This window comes from Pseudomonas sp. NFACC16-2 (assembly GCF_900119205.1).
Taxonomy (GTDB): domain Bacteria; phylum Pseudomonadota; class Gammaproteobacteria; order Pseudomonadales; family Pseudomonadaceae; genus Aquipseudomonas; species Aquipseudomonas fluorescens_Q.
This window is the reverse complement of sequence record NZ_FPIX01000030.1, coordinates 28957-49117: the sequence shown is the minus strand read 5'-3', so window position 1 is coordinate 49117 and position 20161 is coordinate 28957. Positions and strand designations below refer to the sequence as shown.

Here is a 20161-nt window from a genome sequence, read left to right as displayed (position 1 = left end):
GGAACCTCACACAATGCCAGTGGCGTAGAACACAGCGATCACGAAGAACACCGCGAGGGTCTTGATCAGCGTAATGCAGAAAATGTCTTTGTAGGCTTCGCGGTGGGTCAGCCCGGTCACCGCCAGCAGGGTAATCACCGCGCCGTTGTGGGGCAGGGTGTCCATGCCGCCGCTGGCCATGGCGGCCACCCGGTGCAGCACTTCCAGGGGAATGTTGGCGGCGTGGGCGGCGCTGATAAAGCTTTCAGACATTGCCGCCAAAGCGATGCTCATGCCGCCCGAGGCGGAACCGGTGATGCCCGCCAACAGCGTGACCGTCACGGCTTCGTTGACCAACGGGTTGGGGATGCTCTTGAGCCAGTCGGCCAGTACCAGGAAGCCCGGCAAGGAGGCGATGACCGCACCGAAGCCGTATTCCGACGCAGTGTTCATTGCCGCCAGCAATGCACCGCCCACGGCGCTCTTGCTGCCTTCGGCCAATTTGCTGCGGATAGCCCGGAAGCCGAACAGCAGGACCATGATGATGCCCACCAGCAACGCCGCCTGCACGGCCCAGATCGCGGTGAGCTTGGCGATGTCACTGGTCACTGGCGTCGCCATGCCCGGCAGCGCCAGGCTGTGGGTCTTGCCGTACCACTGGGGGATCCACTGGGTGAACAGCAGGTTCATGATGCCCACCGCCAGCAGTGGCGAAACGGCGATCCAGGGGTTGGGCAGCTTGATGTCCTCGGCGGTTTCCGGTTCGTTGCGCAGTTCGGTGCCGTAACCTTCGCCCACACGCTGGGCCTTGTTGCGCTGGCGTTGCAAAAACAGCATGCCGAGGCTGAACACGAAGAGCGTACCGATCACACCCAGCCAAGGTGCGGCCCAGGCGGTGGTGTTGAAGAACGTGCTGGGGATGATGTTCTGGATCTGCGGCGTGCCGGGCAGGGCGTCCATGGTGAACGAGAACGCGCCGAGGGCGATGGTGGCCGGGATCAAGCGCTTGGGAATATTACTCTGGCGGAACATCTCGGCGGCGAACGGGTACACCGCGAACACCACCACGAACAGCGACACGCCGCCATAGGTGAGCAAGGCGCAGACCAGCACGATCACCAACATGGCCTGGCGCGTCCCCAGCAAGCGAATCGCCGCGGCGACGATGGAGCGGGAGAACCCCGACAGCTCGATCAGCTTGCCAAACACCGCGCCGAGCAGGAACACGGGGAAATACAGTTTGATGAAGCCGACCATTTTCTCCATGAACACCCCGGTGAATGCGGGGGCGACGGCAGACGGGTCGGTGAGCAGGACGGCACCGAGGGCGGCGATGGGGGCAAAGAGGATAACGCTGTAGCCACGGTAGGCGGCGACCATCAGCAGCGCGAGGGCTGCCAAGGCAATGATCACACTCATGGTGTGTCTCCTGGATTGTTATTGTTGTGATGAAGCTGTGGGAGGGCTTTAGCGAGTTTTGTGCCAGGTATGTAACTGACTGAAATATAAGGAAATTAATTGAGGTTGTGGGATGCGAATGAGAGGTATGTCTCTGTTTTGAGAATTTTGTGGAGTGTGCAGGACCTCATCGCGAGCAAGCTCGCTCCCACAGTTGACCGTGTACTTAAGAAGAACACCTATCCCTGTGGGAGCGAGCTTGCTCGCGATGAGTGCAAAGCGCTCCAAAGCTAAAAGTCTATATTTTGAGAATTAAGTCTCTTTATTGAGACTCTGCAATCCCCAGCGCCACCATCTTCTTGTACAACGTCGACCTCCCCAACCCCAACCGCTCGGCCGCTTCCACCACCTTGCCCCCGCATTGCGCGAGGGTGGTTTCGATCAGGTGCCGGTCGAAGCGTGCCCGGGCCTGGCTGAAAGTTTCTTGCGGCAACGGTTCCAGGCTCGGGCTTGTCGTGTGGGTTACCGGTATGAACGTACCGATGGCCGCGCGGATGTCCGCCGCCGTGAGCACCAGGTCGTCGCTGAGCAACGCGGCGCGTTCCAGCACGTTGCGCAGTTCGCGGATGTTGCCCGGCCAGGCGTGTTGCCGCAGCAGGGCGAGGGCGGTGGGGTTCAGTTCATGCTGGCTGCGCAACTCTTCCAGGATCGCTTCGCTCAGGGCCGGCAAATCATCCAGGCGTTCACGCAAGGGCGGAACGTGGATCGGCAGCACATTGAGGCGGTAATACAGGTCGGCGCGAAACTCTCCGCGCTTGATCGCCGCCTCCAGGTCCATGGAAGTGGCGGCGATCACCCGCACGTCGCTTTGCAGCACCTCATTGGAACCCACCGGTTCGTATTCCTTTTCCTGAAGCACCCGCAGCAGCTTGCTTTGCAGCGGCAGCGGCATGTCGCCGATCTCGTCGAGGAACAGCGTACCGCCCTGGGCGATCTGCAGTTTACCGGCGCGGCCCTTGCGGTCGGCCCCGGTAAACGCCCCTGGCGCGGTGCCGAAGAATTCAGCTTCCAGCAGCGATTCAGGAATCGCCGCGCTGTTGATGCTGACGAACGCCTTGTGCGCCCGCGGCGAAGCACTGTGGATGGCCTGGGCCAGCAGTTCCTTGCCGGTGCCGGTTTCGCCGAGCAACAGCACCGGCGAATCGGCGCTGGCGCTGCGCCGGGCACGACGCTTGACCTCAAGGCCGGCGTTGCTGGTGCCAATGAAATGGGCAAAGTTGTACTTGGTCTGCCGCGCCCGCAGCAGCGAGCGGGTGGAGGCCAGTTCTTCCTGCATGCTCAGGTAGCGCTTGAGCATCGGCGACAGGCTGCGCAACTCATCGAACAAGGCAAAGCCGATGGCACCGATCACCGCACCCGCGCTGTCGTGGATCGGCAGGCGCATCACCACCAGCGGCTCCTTGGGCGTGTCTTGCATGTCCAGCAAGATCGGGCGCCCGGTGCGCACAACCTCCCGCAACAGGCTGCCGGGAATCACGCTTTCGCACGCCCGGCCAATCGCCTCCTGCGCCGAGTTCAGGCCGAAACGCCGGGCGTAGCGTTCGTTCATCCAGACGATATTCGCGTCACGGTCGACAATCACCGTGCCTTCGCTGGACTGCTCGATGATCTCGAACAACGAACGGATCGCCAGCGTGCGCACGCGCTTGTAATCCTTGAGGCTTTCGGTGGGGTTCATCGGGCATTTCCAGAGAGGAGGGATTTGCCGGCAGCCATGGACGGATGCCAAGAGCCGCATTATGCCGGGGGAAATCCCAGGATCGAAGCGCCGCCGCTACTTTCCAGCTAACTTGTACGGTTAGAAACTCTCCAAATGGATGGCCCCGGCCAAGCTGCCCGGAGCAATCAAATGTTTATCCGCCCGTGCGGTCGCCACCACCGTGCGCGGCGATGAACATGGCGACGGCCGCCCGGCAATAGGATTCGATTTCGTTGTCGTCCTTTGCCCTGGCCTCATCGAAGCGGGCGATCATCAGGAGATCAGATCCTTTGAACAGCGCGGCAAACAAGCGGGCGGATCCCAGGGGGTCGGGCACGTTCAGGACCGCCTTCGAGTGCAACTGACGCAACAGGGCCTCGATCTGGGCGATGACATAGGCGGGGCCGGCTTCGTAATGGCGCTTGCTTAACGATTTTTGATTCGTCTTGTCGGCCATGATCATGGCTTCGACACTGCGCACGTCGGGGCTCAACAACGTGTGCAGCAGGGATGTTCCCACTGCCATGAGTTGATCTGCCGCCGAACCGCCGACGCCTTCAATAAGGGCCTGCGGTGCAAATTGATGGCAGTGGGCCGCGATGGCCGCACTGAACAGCGCCTCCTTGTTCTCGAAGTGCCGATAGATGCTGAGCTTGGAGATCTTCGCCCGCTGGGCGACCTTGTCCATGGTCGTCGCTTGAAAACCCAACTCCACAAAAAGTTCGCCCGCAGCGTCGACTATAGTTTGGCCAAGGGCCTCGTTGGCAGGACGGCCGCGCCGGGTCTGGTTGTTTTCGGTCATAAAAAATTCCAGTACTTGACAGTATTCTAATTCTTGAATTACGGTACTTCAAAGTATCTTAAAGTTGCAAGCCAATCTTCCTTCATCCATACGCGGAGCCCATCACCATGAATGACGTCATCATCATCGGCGGCAGCTTTGCCGGGCTCGCCGCCGCCCTGCAGCTCGGCCGTGCCCGCCGCAAGGTCATCGTTCTCGATACCGGCCTGCCGCGCAATCGCTTCGCCGACCACTCCCATGGCGTGCTCGGCCACGACCACAAGCCACCGCTGGAGATCTTGGTCGAGGCGCGGCAGCAGCTGGCGCGCTATCCCACGATCCAGATGGTCAATGCCCGGGCCGAGAGTGTCTCCGGCGCCATCGATGATTTCTCCGTCCTCACGGGCGAGGGCGAAACTCTCAGGGCGCGCCGCCTGATCCTGAGCTATGGCGTTGCCGACCAGATGCCTGAAATTCCTGGCTTTGCCGAAGGCTGGGGCACCTCCATCGTGCCCTGCCCCTATTGCGACGGCTTTGAAGTTGCCGGCCGGCATTGGGGGCTCGTCTGGTCCGGCCCGGCGTCGCACAACTACGTCAGGCTGTACCATGACTGGACCGATACGCTGACAGTCTTCGCCAATGGTCACGACATTTCACCCGACATCCGGGCCGATCTGGCGCGCCGCGGCATCCCTGTCGTCGATGGCCGGATCACCGAAATCGACCATGACGAGAGCCATAACGCCACCGTCAGGTTCGACGTCGGTCCCGCTGTCGCGGTCGACATCCTGTTCGCGCATCCGCGCAACAAGCCGTCCGCACGCCTGCATGAATCGCTGGGCCTCGCCACGGTCGATACGCCCCAGGGCATCGCCCTCAAGGTCGACGAGCGCCGCGAAACCAGCGTGCCCGGCATCTATGCCGCCGGCGACCTCGCCAACCCCGCAATGCCCTCGGTCACCACGGCATCATGGCAGGGCGCAACGGCGGGTATCTTCGCGCAGCAGTCGATGCTGGTTTGAGAGCAATCAGCATCGATCACCCCAGTTTCAATTGCGCAATAGACAGGAGCGCCACCATGCCCGCCGTAAAACCATTCAAACCTCTAGACGAGAAATTTCCATTTGACCGCCAACTCGGTATCGCGGCCGCGCCTCTCGTGCTGATCAATCTCTTCACGGTCGTCGATCCCGCCGATGAAGCGGGCTTCCTGGACGCTTTCAAGGCAGCTGCCGAAGTCATAACGAAGCAACCGGGCTTCATTTCCATGCAACTGCATCGAGCGATCGGCGATAGCCCGACTTACCTGAACTATGTGGTGTGGGAATCCACCGAGGCGGTCCGCGCCGCCTTCACTGATCCCGCGTTCCTCGCGAAACTTCCTGCATATCCGTCATCCGTCGTGGCCAGCCCGCACCTGTTCCAGAAGGTCGCCGTCCCCGGCTTTTGCGTGGCCTGAAGAACGACTCAAGACGAGGAGATGTCATGACAGAGCAAAATGCCCATCAAGTCGCCGACTGGAATGGCCAAAGCGGAGAGTACTGGGCCGCCAACCAGGCTCGGCTCGACGCCATGTTTGCGGTGTTCGGCCGGGCCGCGATCGAAGCCGCCGCGCCCGCCATGGGCGAACGCGTGCTGGACATCGGCTGCGGCGCGGGCGCGTCGAGTCTGGCTCTGGCCTCCCGCGTCGGCGCGGGCGGCCATGTGCTGGGCGTGGACATATCCGAACCGCTGATCGGTCGAGCGCGCGCACTGGCGCCACAGGATACGCCGGCCCAGTTCCGGGTAGCCGACGCCAGCAGCGCCGAGCTGCCCGAGGGTGCGTTCGACATCCTGTTCTCGCGCTTCGGAGTCATGTTCTTCGACGATCCCACAGGGGCCTTCACCCATATGCGACGCGCGCTGCGGCCGGGCGGGCGGGTCGCTTTCGTCTGCTGGCGTGGCGTGGCCGAGAACGATTGGGTGCGCCTGCCGATGGCCGCAATCAAGGACATCGTCCCGCTACCCGCGCCGCCCGGTCCCGAAGCACCCGGCCCGTTCTCGTTCGGCGACCGGGGGCGGCTGACACGCATCCTGACGACGGCTGGCTTCACCGATATCGCTATCGCGCCCTTTGATGCTTCTATCCCGTTCGGTGAGGGCGGGACGCGGGACGAAGCGATCGACGACGCGGTGAAGATGGCGTTCGAGGGCGGCCCATTGTCGCTTGTGTTGGCTGATCAGTCCGACGACATCCGCGCCCGCGCCTGGGCCGCCGTTCGTGCCGTCTTCGCGGGTCTCCCTGGCGAGCGGTCGGTGATGATGGACGGCGCGGCGTGGATCGTCACGGCACGCAATCCTGCAAGCTGACAGGATTACCCGGGATGCGCCGCCGCCAACAGCTCCTTGGTGTAGGGATGCTGGGGTGAGTCGAACACGTCATGGCTGGCGCCTTGCTCGACCACTTTACCGTCCTTGATCACGATCATGTCGTGGGCCAGGGCGCGAATTACCGCCAGGTCGTGGCTGATGAACAGGTAGGTCAAGCCGTACTTTTCCTGGAGCTGACGGAGCAGGGCGACCACTTGCTTTTGCACCGTGCGGTCCAGGGCCGAAGTCGGTTCGTCCAGCAGAATCAACGCCGGCTTGAGCACCAACGCCCGGGCAATGGCGATGCGTTGGCGCTGGCCGCCGGAGAATTCGTGGGGGTAGCGATGGCGGCTCTGCGGGTCGAGGCCGACTTCCTTGAGCGCCTGGATCACCTGGGCTTCGCATTCTTCAGGGCTGGACGGGCTGTGCACCTCCAGGCCTTCGCTGATGATCTGCTGCACCGACATCCGTGGGCTGAGGCTGCCGAACGGGTCCTGGAACACCACCTGCATCTGCTTGCGCCACGGCCGCAGGGCTTTTTGCGACAGATGATCGAGGGCCTGGCCCTGGAAACGAATGCTGCCTTCGGACTCGATCAGCCGCAGGATTGCCTGGCCGAGGGTGGACTTGCCGGAGCCGGATTCGCCGACGATGCCCAGGGTCTTGCCGCGCTGGATGCTCAGGCTGATACCGTCCACGGCGTGCAGGTATTCCTTGCGCCGGAACAGCCCACCGGCCAGGGGAAAACTCACGCGCAGGTCTTGCACTTGCAACACCTCCTCGCGGTCGTCCCGGGGCAGGGCCTCGCCTTCCGGTTCGGCGTGCAGCAGCTCGCAGCTGTAGGGATGTTTTGGTGCGCTGAACAGGGTTTCGCACGGCGCCTGCTCGACGATTTCCCCGGCCTTCATCACGCACACACGCTGGGCGATGCTGCGTACCAGGTTGAGGTCGTGGCTGATCAACAGCAAGGACATGCCGAGCCGTTGTTGCAAGGACTTGAGCAGCAGCAGGATCTTGCGCTGCACGGTCACGTCCAGCGCGGTGGTCGGTTCGTCGGCGATCAACAGCTCCGGCTCGCAGGCGAGCGCCATGGCGATCATCACTCGTTGCCGCTGGCCGCCGGACAGTTGGTGGGGATAGGCCTTGAGCCGCTCGGCGGGTTTCTGGATGCCCACCAGGGCCAGCAGTTCCAGAATGCGCTGGCGCGCCGCTTTGCCGCCCAGGCCCCGGTGCAGCATCAGGGTTTCACCGATCTGCTTCTCGACGCTGTGCAGCGGGTTCAGCGAGGTCATCGGCTCCTGGAAGATCATCGCGATGCGATTGCCGCGCAACTCCCGCAGGGCCATGGGATCGGCCCCCAGCAGTTCCTGGCCGCGGTAGCGAATGCTGCCGGTGGTGCGGGCCTCTGTCTCGGGGAGCAATTGCAGGATCGAGTGGGCTGTCACTGACTTGCCGGAGCCGGACTCGCCCACCAGGGCCAGGCACTCGCCGGGGCGGATGTCCAGGCACAGGTTGCGTACCACCGTCTGGTCGTTGAAGGCCACGCTCAAGTCGCGGATTTCGATCAGGTTGTCGCTCATCTCAAGGTTTCGCTTCATGGCTGTTTTCAAGAGCGTGGGTCGAACGCGTCTCGCAACGCCTCGCCGATAAACACCAACAGGGAAAGAATCAGGGCCAGGGTAAAAAACGCCGTCAGCCCCAGCCACGGCGCTTGCAGGTTTTGCTTGCCTTGGGCGATCAGTTCCCCCAGCGACGCGCTGCCGGCGGGCATGCCGAAGCCGAGGAAATCCAGGGCGGTGAGGGTCGAGATTGCCCCGGTGAGGATGAAGGGCAAGTAACTCAGGGTGGCGTTCATCGCGTTGGGCAGGATGTGCCGCACGATCACCTTGCGATCACTGAGCCCCAGGGCCCTGGCCGCCTTGACGTATTCCAGGTTGCGCCCGCGCAGGAACTCGGCACGGACCACGTCCACCAGGGCCAGCCAGGAAAACAGCGCCATGATCCCCAGCAGCCACCAGAAGTTCGGCTCCACGAAGCCGGACAAGATGATCAGCAAGTAGAGCACCGGCAGCCCGGACCAGACTTCCAGCAAGCGTTGCCCGAGCAAATCCACCCAACCACCGTAATACCCCTGCAACGCACCGGCGGCGATACCGATCAGCGTGCTGATGGCGGTCAGTGCCAGGGCGAACAGGATCGACACTCGCGCACCGAAGATCACCCGGGCCAGCACGTCCCGGGATTGGTCATCGGTGCCCAGCCAGTTCACGGTCGAGGGTGGGCTCGGGGCCGGCTGGTTGAGGTCGTAATTGGGTGTGTCGTCGCTGAACGGGATCGGTGGGAACCACAGCCAGCCGCCGTCCTTGTGGATCAGGTTCTGCACGTAGCTGCTGCGGTAGTCGGCCTGGAACGGTAGCTGCCCACCAAATTCCTGTTCGGTATGGCGTTTGAACACCGGGAAATACAGCGAGCCTTGGTAGCTCACCACCAGCGGCTTGTCATTGGCGATCAGTTCGCCGCCCAGGGTCAGGATGAACAGGCCGATGAACAGCCACAGCGACCAGCAGCCCCGACGGTTTTTCTTGAAACGCTCGAAGCGCCGGCGACCCAAGGGTGAAAACTTGAACATCAGGCGTTCCTCGCGGCGAAGTCGATGCGCGGGTCCACCAGGGTGTAGCAGAGGTCGCCGACGAGTTTGATCAGCAGGCCGAACAGCGTAAAGATGAACAACGAGCCGAACACCACCGGATAATCCCGGGAGACTGCGGCCTCGTAGCTCATGCGTCCCAGGCCGTCGAGGGAAAAAATCACCTCGATCAGCAGCGAGCCGGCAAAGAACACGCTGATGAACGCCTGGGGAATACCCGATACCACCAGCAGCATCGCGTTGCGGAACACATGGCCGTACAGCACCCGGCGTTCGCTCATGCCCTTGGCTCGCGCGGTGACCACGTACTGGCGGGTGATTTCATTGAGGAACGAATTCTTGGTCAGGATCGTCAGGGTGGCGAAGCCGCCGATCACCAGCGACGTGACCGGCAGCACCAAGTGCCAGAAGTAGTCGGCGATCTTGCCCAGTGTCGACAGCGACTCGAAGTTATCCGACACCAGCCCGCGCACCGGAAACCAGTTCAACGACGTACCGCCGGCAAACACCACGATCAGGAACATCGCGAAGAGGAACGCCGGCATCGCATAACCAATGATGATCGCCGTGCTGCTCCACACATCGAATGCCGAGCCGTGATGCACCGCCTTGCGGATGCCCAGGGGGATCGACACCAGATAGGTGATCAATGTTGCCCAGAGCCCAAGGGAAATGGTCACTGGCATCTTTTCCAGGATCAGGTCGGTAACCGTGGCGCCGCGGAAGAAACTCTTGCCGAAGTCGAGGCGGGCATAGCTGCTGAGCATCAGCCACAGACGTTCATGGGCCGGTTTATCGAAGCCGTATTGTTTCTCGATGTCCTTGATCAGTTGCGGATCCAGGCCGCGACTGGCGCGGGAGCTGTTGGTCATGGTGTTGCCTGAACCGCCGACGCTGGCGCCGCCGATGCCTTGCAGGTGGGCGATGGCTTGTTCCACCGGCCCGCCGGGTGCGGCCTGCACGATGACGAAGTTCACCAGCAGGATAATCACCAGCGTGGGGACGATCAGCAGCAGGCGCCGTGCAATATAGGCCCACATCAATGCCGCCCTCCGGGTGTGCCACGCCTGATGAGTTCGGCGCGCATCTGCTCGTTGGTCAAGGGTGTGGGGCTCACTTCCCACCAGCTTTCGATGGCTTCGTCATTACTGGCCTGTACTTTCGGGATGCCGAAGCGGTTCCACCACACGGTCGAGCTGCCCGGCGGGTAATAGTTGGGAATCCAGTAGTGATTCCATTGCAGCACCCGGTCCAGGGCGTGGGCATGGCGCAGCATGTCGGCTTGGGTGCTGGCCTTGACCAAGCCGTCGATCAGCGCGTCCACCGCCGGGTCCTTCAAGGCCATGTAGTTGTTGGCCCCTGGATCATTGGCGGCCGCCGAACCGAAGTAGTTGTAGAGTTCCATGCCCGGCGAGGTGCTGACGGGGTAGCCGGTGATGATCATGTCGTAGTCGCGACTCATCAGGCGATTGACGTACTGGGAGGCGTCGATGCGGCGAATGCTCATGTCGATGCCGATTTGCGCCAGGGTACGTTTGTAGGGCAGCAGCAGGCGGTCGATACCGTTCTGGCTGTTCAGGAAGGTGAAGCTCAGCGGCTCGCCCTCGGCATTCACCAGGCGGTCGCCGTCCGGTTTCCAGCCGGCCTGTTCCAACAAGGCGAGGGCTTGCAGTTGTTTGTCGCGGATCACGCCACTGCCGTCGGTTTTCGGGGCCTGGAAGACTTGGGTGAAGACTTCGTCGGGAATCTTGCCGCGTAACGGCTCGAGGATCGCCAGTTCGCCGGCATCGGGCAGTTCTCGAGCGGCGAGGTCGGTGTTGGAAAAGTAACTCTGCTGACGCACATAGACGTTGCGCATCATCTGGCGATTGCTCCATTCGAAATCCCAGAGCATCGCCAGGGCCTGGCGCACACGACGGTCCTGGAACTGCGGTTTCTGCAGGTTGAACACGAAGCCCTGGGCGGTCTGGGGAGCCTGGGTGGCCAAGTGAGCCTTTTGCAGGCGACCGTCGTGCAGGGCCGGGCTGTCATAGCCGATGGCATAACCGGTGGCGGAGAACTCGCGATTGTAGTCATAGGCGCCACCGCGCAGCACCTGGCGGGCCACATCGGTGTCGCCAAAATACTCGATGCTGAAATGGTCGAAATTGTAGAGGCCGCGACTGACCGGCAGATCCTTGCCCCACCAGTCGGCATTACGTTCGAAGGTAATGCTGCGCCCGGAATCGACTTTGCTGACCCGGTAGGGGCCACTGCCCAGCGGGGGCTCGTAGCCGCCGCCGTTAGCGAAATCGCGGGTCTTCCACCAATGTTCGGGAAAGACCGGCAAAGTGGCGATGTCCAGGGGCAGGGTACGGCTTTCGTTGTTCTTGAAGTTGAAGCGCACGGTGCGTTCGTCCTCGACCACGACGTCCTTGACCGCTACGAACTGGGTGCGATAGCGCAGGCTGCCTTGGCTCATCAACAGCTCGAAGCTGTAGCGCACGTCCTGGGCGGTGATGGGCTTGCCGTCGGCGAAGCGGGCCTTGGGGTTCAGGTAGAAGCGCAGCGACAGGCCATCGTCGGCCCGCTCCATTTTCTGCGCCACCAGGCCATAGACGGTATAGGGCTCATCCAGCGAGCGCTGGGCCAGTGGCGAGTAGAGCATCCCGTCGATCTGGCTGACCCCGATGCCTTTGTCGATGTAGGGCAGGATATGGTCGAAGTGGCCGATCTCGACGGCCGAGCGGCGCATGGTCCCGCCTTTGGGGGCCTGGGGATTGGTGTAGGCGAAGTGGCCGAAACCTTCGGCATATTTGGCCGGTTCGCCATAGACGGTCAGGGCATGTTGCGGTGCTGCATCGACGCCGACGGCGCCTGTCAGCAGGGCCACGGCAGTCAATAGCAGGGAAGGGAACGCCAGTCGCATTGTCAGCCTTAAAGCCGGGTGATCGATGACACGATTTGTACGCGAGCGGCGCCTGGATCGCCAGCCCCGTGTGACCCAAACACAACGGCCCACCGAAGGGCGGGCCGTCATGTCGATAAATCGGGATCAGTCCTGGCGACTGGTCACTTCCAGCAGGTGATAGCCGAACTGGGTCTTGACCGGGCCCTGGACCACATTGATCGGGGCACTGAATACCACGGTGTCGAATTCCTTGACCATCTGGCCCGGGCCGAACGAACCCAGGTCGCCGCCTTGACGGCTGGATGGGCAGGAGGAGTTGGCCTTGGCCACTTCGGCGAAATCGGCGCCGGCTTCGATCTGGGCCTTGAGTTCGTTGCACTTGTCTTCGGTGGAAACCAGGATGTGGCGGGCAGTGGCTTTGGCCATGGGGGAAATTCCTTTCGCTGTATTTAAAGGTGTTGAGCCTACCGGATTCATGAACGGGTTGTTGTCAAAATTGCGTCAAAACCTTGGGCCCGGCGATCAAAGGCCGGCTTTGCGCAGGCGCTCGGCGTGACGCAGGTAAAGCTCTGTGGGGGCTGTACCCTTGCGTGATGTGCCGACTCCTGGGCTGATGGCCTCCATATGGTCCATTGGATAGTCGGAGCGAATGACCTTGCCCAGGTGCGAACTGAAGCGTCCGACCAGGCCGTCGTTCTGCTCGGCTTCGGTGATGAAGTAGTCGGAGAAGGCGCGGCAGAAACCCTGCAAAGGCTCCGATGCTTCCCCCGTAGCCTCGCGCAACGTACCGCTCCATGAGTAGTAGCGCACGCCATTGACCCGGTCCGGGCCGTTCCCGCCCCAGTTCTTCGGCAGGCCTTGGGGGTATTTGTCGTTGAAGGCGCCCACGGCCTCTGTGGTCAACGTTGCCAGCGCCGCGACGGCGCTGGGCGATAGCTGCGCCTGCCCGTCAAGCCGTGAGATGAAATCGACGAACAGTGTGGCGACGCCTCTTGCCACATGCCCTGGCAAACGTCCGGGGGTCAGGGCCTTGCGCAGGAAATCGGCCAGTTCGGAACCATGGTTGGGGCCGCTGACCGACGTGACCGAGGCAACTTTGTCGGGTGCCAGCGCGGCGGCATACCGGGCGGCCAGCGCACCCTGGCTGTGGCCGATCAGGTTGACCCGGGCGGCACCGGTGCCGGCCAGGACCCGATCGATTTGCGCCAGTAGTTGTTCGCCCCTGGCCTCGTTGCAATGGGAGGCCGACAGGTGTGGGATGAACACCCGGGCACCGCCTGCGCGTAGGGCTTGTTTGATGCCATGGAAAAGTTCGAAGCCGCCGATCTTGTCAAACCCGAACAACCCATGGACCAACAGGATGGGGAATTGAGTGGTTGCATTCCGTTGCATGTTCGTACCTTTTTCGAAGAGGTTCACGATGAATTTGCGACTTCACTCTAATCCAGGCCTGTAAGGGACGGTGTAGGAAGAAACCGCGCTGACGCGGGGAAACCGGAATAGAAAAAGTGGGAAGAATGGGAAATAGCCCGGCGCTGGCTAAAGGTGTAGGAGGTCTCCTATAACCGGAGTCGTTCGCAGCTACAGCTTTGAGCGCCAGGGACCACCGCTGTTGTCGTCTTGTCTGGCTGTGCGTTTGCCGCGAGCAGGTTTTAATGGCTCCATCGAGCGCCGTTATGCAAACGGTGCCTTCATCCAAGGACTGGAGCCTGCACATGATCACTTACCCCTCTCTTCAACGATCCCGTTCAACTTCAGGAGCAAGGCTGCCGCCACCGATCCTGGCAGCGGCCAGGGACGGGGTGATCGACCCCGCTTGGCGCAAGGCCGTCGTTACCGTCAAGCCTTATCCCATGATGGCGTGCGGGGATGAGGTGCTGCTGCGTTGGCATGGGCTCAACAACGAGGGAGAGCCTTATCGACATGAGGTGGCCGGGTTCGTCACGGAGCGGCAAGTAGGGCGCGACGTCGTGTTCGTCGTGCGCGAACCACACATCGCCGAGTTGGACGGTGGCTCGCTGGAGCTCTCCTACCAGGTGATGGGCAAACAGTTGCCGGCCATCCTGGTTTCGCAACACCTGCAACTGGACATCGGCGATGTATCGCCGCGACTGCTGCCTGCCGTTGCCAACGATGCGGTCGGTGGCAGCCTTGATCCAAGTCGGGTGCCCGATGGAACGTGGGTGACGATTCGGCCCTACGCCAGGATGGCGGTCGGCGATCGATTGATCCTGACGGCCAGCAAGGACTCCAACGCGCTTTGGCGCGATGTGCTGGAGATAGAAGCCCATGCTGTCGGTCGTGAGCTGTCGCTCTGGATCGATCATTCGCTGATCGCTCCCCATGTAGGACACGACCTGGCCTTGGCCTATGTCGTCAGGCGTGGACATTCGGTGCGCCGCGCCGAGCCCTTGTCGTTGCACATCGGTCCTCTGCTGCGTCCTGCGTTGAAGGCGCCCAGGATTCGGGAGATGAACGACGGGTGGCTGGATGTCGACGATTTGCAAGAAGGGGTGACGATTGTTATCGATGATCCCGGGCTTGAGGCGGGCGAGCTGGTCTGGTTGCAGTGCAACGGAAACTCGTCTTATGTGCGTGAACGCGAAATCACCGAGGCCACGGCAGGCCAACCGCTCGCTTTTTTGATTCCTGCGGTGTATTGGCAGGATCAAGGCGGCAGGTCGGTGGGCGTGTTCTATCAGGTCGAGCGTCTGGATGACGTCAGCCAGCGTTCCGAGTGGGTGACGGTCCGGGTGCGTTCCGGCGCGCCAGGCTGAGCGAAGCCCGGCACAACCTCTGTGGGAGCGCCGCCCCTGGCTCCAGGGGACGGCGCGTTCGAGGCTCAGGCTGGCAATTGCAGCTTGCGATGGGCTTCGCGCAGCAGCCGTTCGGTGGACTCCCAGCCCAGGCAGCCGTCGGTGACCGAGACGCCGTAGCGCATCGATGGGCCCAGCGGTTGGCAGCCTTCGAACAGATGGCTTTCGAGCATCATGCCGATCAGGGTGCGGTTGCCTTGCAGGCGTTGTTCCAGCACGTCATTGAACACCTGCGGTTGGCGCAACGGGTCTTTGCCGCTGTTGGCGTGGCTGCAGTCCACCATGATCCGGGCCGGTATCTTGAGGCGGGTCAGGTCGTGGTGTATCTGCGTGACGCTCTGTTGGTCGTAGTTCGGCCCGCGATGACCACCGCGCAGCACCAGGTGGGTGTCGGGGTTGCCTGGCGTCTGGATGATCGCCGGATGCCCCTGGCTGTCTACGCCGAAATGCCGATGGGGATGGGCGGCAGAACGCATGGCATCGCAGGCGATGCCGACCCCGCCGTCGGTGCCGTTCTTGAACCCTACGGGCATGCCCAGGCCGCTGGCCATTTCCCGATGGATCTGCGATTCGGTGGTGCGTGCGCCGATGGCGACCCAACTGAGCAGGTCATCGAAGTAGCTGGCGGCCATGGGTTGCAGCAGTTCGGTGGCGACAGGCAAACCAAGCTGCAACATCTCTCGCATCAGTTCCCGGGACAAGGTCAGGCCCGCGGCCATGTCATCGCTGCCATCCAGGCCAGGATCGTAGGCCAGGCCTTTCCAGCCTACGGTCGTGCGGGGCTTTTCCACGTAGGCGCGCATGACCAGCAGCATGCTGTCGCTCACTTCATGGGCCACGCGGGCCAGGTTGGCGGCGTATTCAAGGGCGGATTTCGGGTCGTGGATCGAGCAGGGGCCGACGATGACCAGCAGGCGGGAGTCCTCACCGTCGAGGATCGCGCGGATGGCCTGGCGATGGGCGCTCACTTGCTGGCTCAACGCGGTGCTGAGCGGTAATTGGTGCTTGAGTTGCAACGAGCTCGGCAGACGCAGGGTCAGGGCTTCGTTGGCAGGGTTGAGCGTGGACAGCGGCAAAGCGGAGACGGACGAATTCATGATCTGGCTTCCTGGACGGGCGGCGGGTTCGTTCCCGCGCGCCGGTCCTAGTGGGGTGTTCGACAATTGGCCGGATTGGCCCGCAATTGAGGCTTGCCACCGGTAGGTGACCGATCGGAGGCGGCAGGCTGTCCCGAGCGGTGGCTGGTAAATCGCCAGGCGGAAAAACTGTCGTAACGGTAATAAGTGGCGTAGTTCATGGCTCAATCCTCAAGTTGTCTGGTGTCGCAAATGTGTGGGGCCTGAAAAAACAAAACCCCCGGTCGGGAGGCCGACCGGGGGTTTGGAAAACTCTGGAAGGCGACCCGTTTAAAGTGGGCGCCGGTTGGGTATCAGGCGCGCCAGTGGCTAAACCAATACCCAAAATAAAAGCTGACCGGAGTTTGAACACTGTTCGCCCAGGCAGCCGCAACCGAGCGCGGGGCGCTGGCGGTTTGAAGCGATGAGAGGGCGTTGAACATGGTCTGTCTCCGATGAATGGCCCTGAGCTTACTAGAGGGCGGGGCGGCGGTTCAATCAGAAAATTCTATCGAGGGCATGCAATTGTTCGTCCCGGCTTGAGTCCGCTGGGCTTTATGACAAACTTCAGGTTTGCAGCGCCTCCCAAGGATGATCCATGACCGCTCCAGCCTTCGCCGCCGCCCAGTCGATCTCCATCGCGGGGGATGTACGCGCCAACCTCCTGCGTCATCAGCATTTCATGCAGGCGGCTGCTGAACAGGGTGTGCAGTTGCTAGTGTTTCCTGAGCTGTCACTCACCGGCTACGAAGGCGGCCTGGCGGCGGATCTGGCCATCCTGCCAGAGAATGCCATATTGCAACCGCTGCGCGACCTGGCCCGCGAGCTCGGCCTGACAGCGGTGGTGGGCATGCCGATTCGCCTGTCGGCGGACGCCTCGGTGTTGATCGGCGCGCTGGTCTTCGGTGCCGACGGCTCCCTCGGGGTCTACAGCAAGCAGCATCTGCACCCGGGGGAAGAAGTTGCCTTCGCCCCGGGGCATGGTGGCTCGATGCTGACAATGGGGCAGGATTGCATCGCCCTGGCGGTATGCGCCGATTTTTCCCACGCCAGCCATTCTGCCGCGGTAGCTGGGCAGGGCGCTACGCTTTATGCGGCGGGGGTGTTGATCACCGAGGCTGGCTACGTGTCCGATACGGCATTGCTGCAAGGATATGCCCGGCAGCATGCCATGACCGTGCTGATGGCCAATCATGGCGGCGCCACCGGAGGCTGGGAATCGGCTGGTCGCAGTGCCATCTGGGGGCCGGACGGTTCGCTGCTCGCGGCAGCGCCCGGCGCTGGCGAGCTGTTGGTGATCGCCCGACGCGAAGTCAACAGCTGGGCAGGACAAGTCGTGCCGGTGGCAGTGCTTGGATGAGGTGTTCATGAGCTTCGAGTGGCGTGCGGCAACGGCAGGGGACATTGACTTCGCCCGGCAGCTGACCTGCGACAACATGCTTGCTTATTACCTCAAGCATGATTTGCTCTGGCAGGATGAAGCGTTCGACTTGGCCTGGATCATTCGCCAGAACTGGATAATCAGTCGTGCTGGCCAGGCACTGGGCTTTGTCAGTCTCAGTCGTGATGCCCGGGCGTTGTATATCCGGGAGCTGCAGATCGACGAGGCGTTTCGCGGGCAGGGCGCCGGAACCTGGGCGATCGGACAGGTTTGGGACCTCGTGGGCCTGGAGCGTCGCCCGGCGCTGCGCCTGACGGTGTTCAAGGAAAATCCGGCCAGGGCGTTGTACGAACGCATGGGCCTGCGCGTCGTGGGCGAAGACGAATATTTCCTGAGGATGCAGCGAGACGCCGGTGCTTGAAGCCTCGGACGTTGTGCCAATAAAGATGTGTTGTAACTTTTATCTGTTCCTTTGCGCTAGGTCTGCCGGACGCTTTTTGCTAAGGTGTTGTGCAACCCAAATAAGACCAAATCGTGAGGTGTCTGCTTGATTAGGGTGTTAGTGGTCGATGACCATGATCTCGTCCGTACGGGCATTACACGAATGCTGGCTGACATCGATGGCCTGCAGGTAGTTGGCCAAGCTGAGTCCGGGGAAGAATCCCTGATCAAAGCGCGCGAATTGAAGCCCGACGTGGTGTTGATGGACGTCAAGATGCCTGGCATCGGCGGCCTTGAGGCCACGCGCAAACTGCTGCGCAGTCACCCGGACATCAAGGTGGTCGCGGTAACCGTCTGCGAAGAGGACCCATTCCCCACCCGGCTGTTGCAAGCGGGCGCGGCGGGCTACCTTACCAAGGGCGCTGGCTTGAACGAAATGGTCCAGGCCATTCGTCTGGTTTTTGCCGGGCAACGCTACATCAGCCCGCAAATCGCCCAGCAGTTGGCGATCAAGTCGTTCCAGCCGACCAATGATTCGCCTTTCGATGCGCTGTCGGAACGGGAAATCCAGATTGCCCTGATGATTGTTGGTTGCCAGAAGGTACAGATCATCTCCGACAAGCTGTGCCTGTCCCCCAAAACCGTCAACACCTACCGATACCGTATCTTCGAGAAGCTTTCGATCAGCAGTGACGTCGAATTGACACTGTTGGCGGTGCGCCACGGCATGGTCGATGCCAGCGCCTGAAAATGACTGAATTGTTTGATCCCAGCGCGTTCCTCTCCACCTGCAGCGGTCGCCCCGGCGTGTACCGCATGTTCGACAGCGAGGCGCGCCTGCTTTATGTCGGCAAGGCCAAGAACCTCAAGAAACGCCTGGCCAGCTACTTTCGCAAGACCGGCCTGGCCCCGAAGACCTCTGCCCTGGTGGGGCGCATCGCGCAAATCGAAACGACGATCACCGCCAATGAAACCGAGGCCCTGCTGCTCGAACAGACGCTGATCAAGGAATGGCGCCCGCCGTACAACATCCTGTTGCGCGACGACAAATCCTACCCCTACGTGTTTCTGTCCGACGGGGCGTTTCCGCGCCTGAGCATTCATCGGGGCGCCAAGAAGGCCAAGGGCAGGTATTTCGGCCCTTATCCCAGCGCCGGGGCGATTCGTGAAAGCCTCAGCCTGCTGCAGAAGACCTTCTTCGTTCGCCAATGTGAAGACAGCTACTACAAAAATCGCACCCGGCCCTGCCTGCAGTACCAGATCAAGCGCTGCAAGGCGCCTTGCGTGGGGTTTGTCGAGCCGCAGGTCTACGCCGAGGACGTGCGTCACTCGGTGATGTTCCTGGAGGGCCGCAGCAATGCGCTGACCGACGAGCTATCAGCAGCCATGGAGGACGCGGCGGTCAACCTTGAATTCGAACGGGCCGCCGAGCTGCGCGACCAGATCGGCCTGCTGCGCCGCGTGCAAGACCAGCAAAGCATGGAAGGCGGCAGTGGCGATGTCGATGTGGTTGCCGCGTTCATCAACCCGGGCGGCGCCTGCGTGCACTTGATCAGTGTGCGCGGCGGTCGGGTGCTGGGCAGCAAGAACTTCTTTCCTCAAGTGGGCATCGAAGAAGACGTGTCCGAGGTCATGGCGGCGTTTCTGGGCCAGTACTACATCAGCAGTCCGGAACGCGACTTGCCTGCCGAGTTGATCGTCAACGTGGTCCATGAAGATTTCCCGGCCCTGATCGAAGCCATCGACAAGCTCCGCGGTCGTGAACTGACCATCAGCCACCGTGTTCGCGGCACCCGCGCCCGTTGGCAACAACTGGCCGTGACCAACGCCGAACAGGCCCTGGGCGCGCGCCTGGCCAACCGCCAACACGTGGCGGCGCGGTTCGATGCCCTGGCCGAAGTGCTGAACCTGGACGAGCCGCCGCAGCGGCTGGAGTGCTACGACATCAGCCATTCCAGCGGCGAGGCGACCGTGGCGTCCTGCGTGGTGTTCGGTCCGGAAGGCCCGATCAAGTCCGACTACCGCCGTTACAACATCGAAGGCGTCACGCCGGGCGATGACTATGCGGCGATGCATCAGGCGTTGATGCGGCGCTTCGGCAAGCTGAAGGACGGGGAGGGCAAGTTGCCGGACATCCTCCTGGTGGACGGCGGCAAAGGCCAGTTGTCCATGGCCCGCGATGTGCTCAATGAGTTGATGGTCCCGGACCTGATCCTGCTGGGCGTGGCCAAGGGCGCGACGCGCAAGGCCGGTTTCGAGACCTTGTACCTGAACGATGCGGCCCATGAATTCACCCTCAAGGGCGATTCGCCAGCGCTGCACCTGATCCAACAGATTCGCGACGAAGCCCACCGTTTCGCCATCACCGGACACCGTGCCCGCCGTGGCAAGACGCGCCGGACGTCTACACTGGAAGGTGTGGCAGGCGTCGGCCCGATGCGACGCCGCGACTTGTTGAAACATTTTGGTGGATTGCAGGAACTGTCTCGTGCCAGCATCGAGGAGATAGCCAAAGCACCCGGTATCAGTAAAAAGCTCGCAGAGTCGATTTATGCAAACCTGCATAGCGAGTAGAATGCCCGTCAACCTCGTAGCCAGTTGTGCC

The 20161-nt window shown here is 62.0% G+C and carries 19 protein-coding genes; 8 read left to right on the top strand and 11 right to left on the bottom strand.

The genetic code is table 11. From position 1 onward, the window contains the following. Nucleotides 1-6: 6 nt before the first annotated feature. The 3 genes from BT116_RS21535 to BT116_RS21525 form a co-directional block, all read right to left on the bottom strand. Nucleotides 7-1398, bottom strand: a complete 1392-nt coding sequence (locus tag BT116_RS21535; protein WP_072347039.1) for a GntP family permease — start codon at nucleotides 1396-1398, stop codon at nucleotides 7-9. A 301-nt stretch (nucleotides 1399-1699) separates the two neighbouring features. Further along, on the bottom strand, nucleotides 1700-3115 hold the full coding sequence (locus BT116_RS21530; RefSeq protein WP_072347038.1) for a sigma-54 interaction domain-containing protein: 1416 nt from the start codon (nucleotides 3113-3115) through the stop codon (nucleotides 1700-1702). A 175-nt stretch (nucleotides 3116-3290) separates the two neighbouring features. Continuing rightward, nucleotides 3291-3938, bottom strand: coding sequence for a TetR/AcrR family transcriptional regulator (locus tag BT116_RS21525; RefSeq protein ID WP_072347037.1), 648 nt, complete (start codon nucleotides 3936-3938; stop codon nucleotides 3291-3293). Nucleotides 3939-4045: 107 nt separating this feature from the next. Between BT116_RS21525 and BT116_RS21520 the strand changes: the two genes are divergently transcribed. From BT116_RS21520 to BT116_RS21510, 3 genes are read left to right on the top strand one after another with little or no spacing between them, the layout of a single operon-like run. Next, nucleotides 4046-4939, top strand: a complete 894-nt coding sequence (locus tag BT116_RS21520; RefSeq protein ID WP_072347036.1) for an NAD(P)/FAD-dependent oxidoreductase — start codon at nucleotides 4046-4048, stop codon at nucleotides 4937-4939. Nucleotides 4940-4995: 56 nt separating this feature from the next. Further along, entirely contained in the window at nucleotides 4996-5376 is a 381-nt protein-coding gene (locus tag BT116_RS21515; RefSeq protein ID WP_072347035.1) for an antibiotic biosynthesis monooxygenase family protein, read from the top strand. Between the two features lie 26 nt (nucleotides 5377-5402). Beyond that, a complete protein-coding gene (locus tag BT116_RS21510; protein WP_072347034.1) occupies nucleotides 5403-6266 on the top strand; it encodes a class I SAM-dependent methyltransferase in 864 nt (287 codons plus the stop codon). A gap of 5 nt (nucleotides 6267-6271) precedes the next feature. On the opposite strand, the gene BT116_RS21505 is transcribed toward BT116_RS21510, so the two are convergent. The 6 genes from BT116_RS21505 to BT116_RS21480 all read right to left on the bottom strand — a co-directional run bounded on the left by BT116_RS21505 (nucleotide 6272) and on the right by BT116_RS21480 (nucleotide 13195). Beyond that, on the bottom strand, nucleotides 6272-7846 hold the full coding sequence (locus tag BT116_RS21505; protein ID WP_072347059.1) for an ABC transporter ATP-binding protein: 1575 nt from the start codon (nucleotides 7844-7846) through the stop codon (nucleotides 6272-6274). 26 nt (nucleotides 7847-7872) lie between these two features. Then, nucleotides 7873-8895, bottom strand: coding sequence for an ABC transporter permease (locus BT116_RS21500; RefSeq protein ID WP_072347033.1), 1023 nt, complete (start codon nucleotides 8893-8895; stop codon nucleotides 7873-7875). Further along, entirely contained in the window at nucleotides 8895-9953 is a 1059-nt protein-coding gene (locus BT116_RS21495) for a microcin C ABC transporter permease YejB (protein WP_072347032.1), read from the bottom strand. Before BT116_RS21495 ends, BT116_RS21500 begins: the two co-directional genes overlap by 1 nt. Beyond that, on the bottom strand, nucleotides 9953-11821 hold the full coding sequence (locus BT116_RS21490) for an extracellular solute-binding protein (RefSeq protein WP_072347031.1): 1869 nt from the start codon (nucleotides 11819-11821) through the stop codon (nucleotides 9953-9955). Before BT116_RS21490 ends, BT116_RS21495 begins: the two co-directional genes overlap by 1 nt. 126 nt (nucleotides 11822-11947) lie before the next feature. Further along, complete coding sequence (locus BT116_RS21485) at nucleotides 11948-12229, bottom strand: peptidylprolyl isomerase (protein WP_003200262.1); 282 nt, start codon at nucleotides 12227-12229, stop codon at nucleotides 11948-11950. A gap of 96 nt (nucleotides 12230-12325) precedes the next feature. Beyond that, complete coding sequence (locus tag BT116_RS21480) at nucleotides 12326-13195, bottom strand: esterase/lipase family protein (protein WP_063321973.1); 870 nt, start codon at nucleotides 13193-13195, stop codon at nucleotides 12326-12328. 323 nt (nucleotides 13196-13518) lie between these two features. Here BT116_RS21480 and BT116_RS21475 point away from each other — a divergent pair, with 323 nt between their 5' ends. Further along, on the top strand, nucleotides 13519-14580 hold the full coding sequence (locus tag BT116_RS21475) for a hypothetical protein (protein WP_072347030.1): 1062 nt from the start codon (nucleotides 13519-13521) through the stop codon (nucleotides 14578-14580). Between the two features lie 65 nt (nucleotides 14581-14645). On the opposite strand, the gene BT116_RS21470 is transcribed toward BT116_RS21475, so the two are convergent. Next, nucleotides 14646-15716: a 3-deoxy-7-phosphoheptulonate synthase gene (locus BT116_RS21470; protein WP_072347029.1), complete on the bottom strand. Its 1071-nt coding sequence runs from the start codon at nucleotides 15714-15716 to the stop codon at nucleotides 14646-14648. A gap of 47 nt (nucleotides 15717-15763) precedes the next feature. Continuing rightward, the gene (locus tag BT116_RS31085; protein ID WP_003200270.1) at nucleotides 15764-15916 is read right to left on the bottom strand and encodes a hypothetical protein; all 153 of its coding nucleotides are present in this window, start codon (nucleotides 15914-15916) and stop codon (nucleotides 15764-15766) included. A gap of 416 nt (nucleotides 15917-16332) precedes the next feature. Here BT116_RS31085 and BT116_RS21465 point away from each other — a divergent pair, with 416 nt between their 5' ends. The 4 genes from BT116_RS21465 (at nucleotide 16333) to uvrC (ending at nucleotide 20130) form a co-directional block, all read left to right on the top strand. Next, nucleotides 16333-17094 (top strand): carbon-nitrogen hydrolase family protein, encoded by a 762-nt coding sequence (locus tag BT116_RS21465; protein ID WP_072347028.1) that lies wholly within the window; start codon nucleotides 16333-16335, stop codon nucleotides 17092-17094. A 7-nt stretch (nucleotides 17095-17101) separates the two neighbouring features. Further along, entirely contained in the window at nucleotides 17102-17536 is a 435-nt protein-coding gene (locus BT116_RS21460; protein WP_072347027.1) for a GNAT family N-acetyltransferase, read from the top strand. A gap of 126 nt (nucleotides 17537-17662) precedes the next feature. Beyond that, nucleotides 17663-18304, top strand: coding sequence for a response regulator transcription factor GacA (gene uvrY / locus BT116_RS21455; protein WP_003200277.1), 642 nt, complete (start codon nucleotides 17663-17665; stop codon nucleotides 18302-18304). 2 nt (nucleotides 18305-18306) lie between these two features. Next, nucleotides 18307-20130 (top strand): excinuclease ABC subunit UvrC, encoded by a 1824-nt coding sequence (gene uvrC / locus BT116_RS21450; protein WP_072347026.1) that lies wholly within the window; start codon nucleotides 18307-18309, stop codon nucleotides 20128-20130. Nucleotides 20131-20161: the final 31 nt, after the last annotated feature.

Excerpts from the sequence above, each read along its gene's own strand:
- BT116_RS21500 (WP_072347033.1), bottom strand. The coding sequence starts at position 8,895 with ATGTTCAAGTTTTCACCCTTGGGTCGCCGGCGCTTCGAGCGTTTCAAG.
- BT116_RS21525 (WP_072347037.1), bottom strand. The coding sequence starts at position 3,938 with ATGACCGAAAACAACCAGACCCGGCGCGGCCGTCCTGCCAACGAGGCC.
- BT116_RS21535 (WP_072347039.1), bottom strand. The coding sequence starts at position 1,398 with ATGAGTGTGATCATTGCCTTGGCAGCCCTCGCGCTGCTGATGGTCGCC.
- BT116_RS21495 (WP_072347032.1), bottom strand. The coding sequence starts at position 9,953 with ATGTGGGCCTATATTGCACGGCGCCTGCTGCTGATCGTCCCCACGCTG.
- BT116_RS21530 (WP_072347038.1), bottom strand. The coding sequence starts at position 3,115 with ATGAACCCCACCGAAAGCCTCAAGGATTACAAGCGCGTGCGCACGCTG.
- BT116_RS21480 (WP_063321973.1), bottom strand. The coding sequence starts at position 13,195 with ATGCAACGGAATGCAACCACTCAATTCCCCATCCTGTTGGTCCATGGG.
- BT116_RS21520 (WP_072347036.1), top strand. The coding sequence starts at position 4,046 with ATGAATGACGTCATCATCATCGGCGGCAGCTTTGCCGGGCTCGCCGCC.
- uvrC (WP_072347026.1), top strand. The coding sequence starts at position 18,307 with ATGACTGAATTGTTTGATCCCAGCGCGTTCCTCTCCACCTGCAGCGGT.
- BT116_RS21515 (WP_072347035.1), top strand. The coding sequence starts at position 4,996 with ATGCCCGCCGTAAAACCATTCAAACCTCTAGACGAGAAATTTCCATTT.
- BT116_RS21465 (WP_072347028.1), top strand. The coding sequence starts at position 16,333 with ATGACCGCTCCAGCCTTCGCCGCCGCCCAGTCGATCTCCATCGCGGGG.
- BT116_RS21470 (WP_072347029.1), bottom strand. The coding sequence starts at position 15,716 with ATGAATTCGTCCGTCTCCGCTTTGCCGCTGTCCACGCTCAACCCTGCC.
- BT116_RS21485 (WP_003200262.1), bottom strand. The coding sequence starts at position 12,229 with ATGGCCAAAGCCACTGCCCGCCACATCCTGGTTTCCACCGAAGACAAG.
- BT116_RS21490 (WP_072347031.1), bottom strand. The coding sequence starts at position 11,821 with ATGCGACTGGCGTTCCCTTCCCTGCTATTGACTGCCGTGGCCCTGCTG.
- BT116_RS31085 (WP_003200270.1), bottom strand. The coding sequence starts at position 15,916 with ATGAACTACGCCACTTATTACCGTTACGACAGTTTTTCCGCCTGGCGA.
- BT116_RS21510 (WP_072347034.1), top strand. The coding sequence starts at position 5,403 with ATGACAGAGCAAAATGCCCATCAAGTCGCCGACTGGAATGGCCAAAGC.
- BT116_RS21475 (WP_072347030.1), top strand. The coding sequence starts at position 13,519 with ATGATCACTTACCCCTCTCTTCAACGATCCCGTTCAACTTCAGGAGCA.
- BT116_RS21505 (WP_072347059.1), bottom strand. The coding sequence starts at position 7,846 with ATGAGCGACAACCTGATCGAAATCCGCGACTTGAGCGTGGCCTTCAAC.
- BT116_RS21460 (WP_072347027.1), top strand. The coding sequence starts at position 17,102 with ATGAGCTTCGAGTGGCGTGCGGCAACGGCAGGGGACATTGACTTCGCC.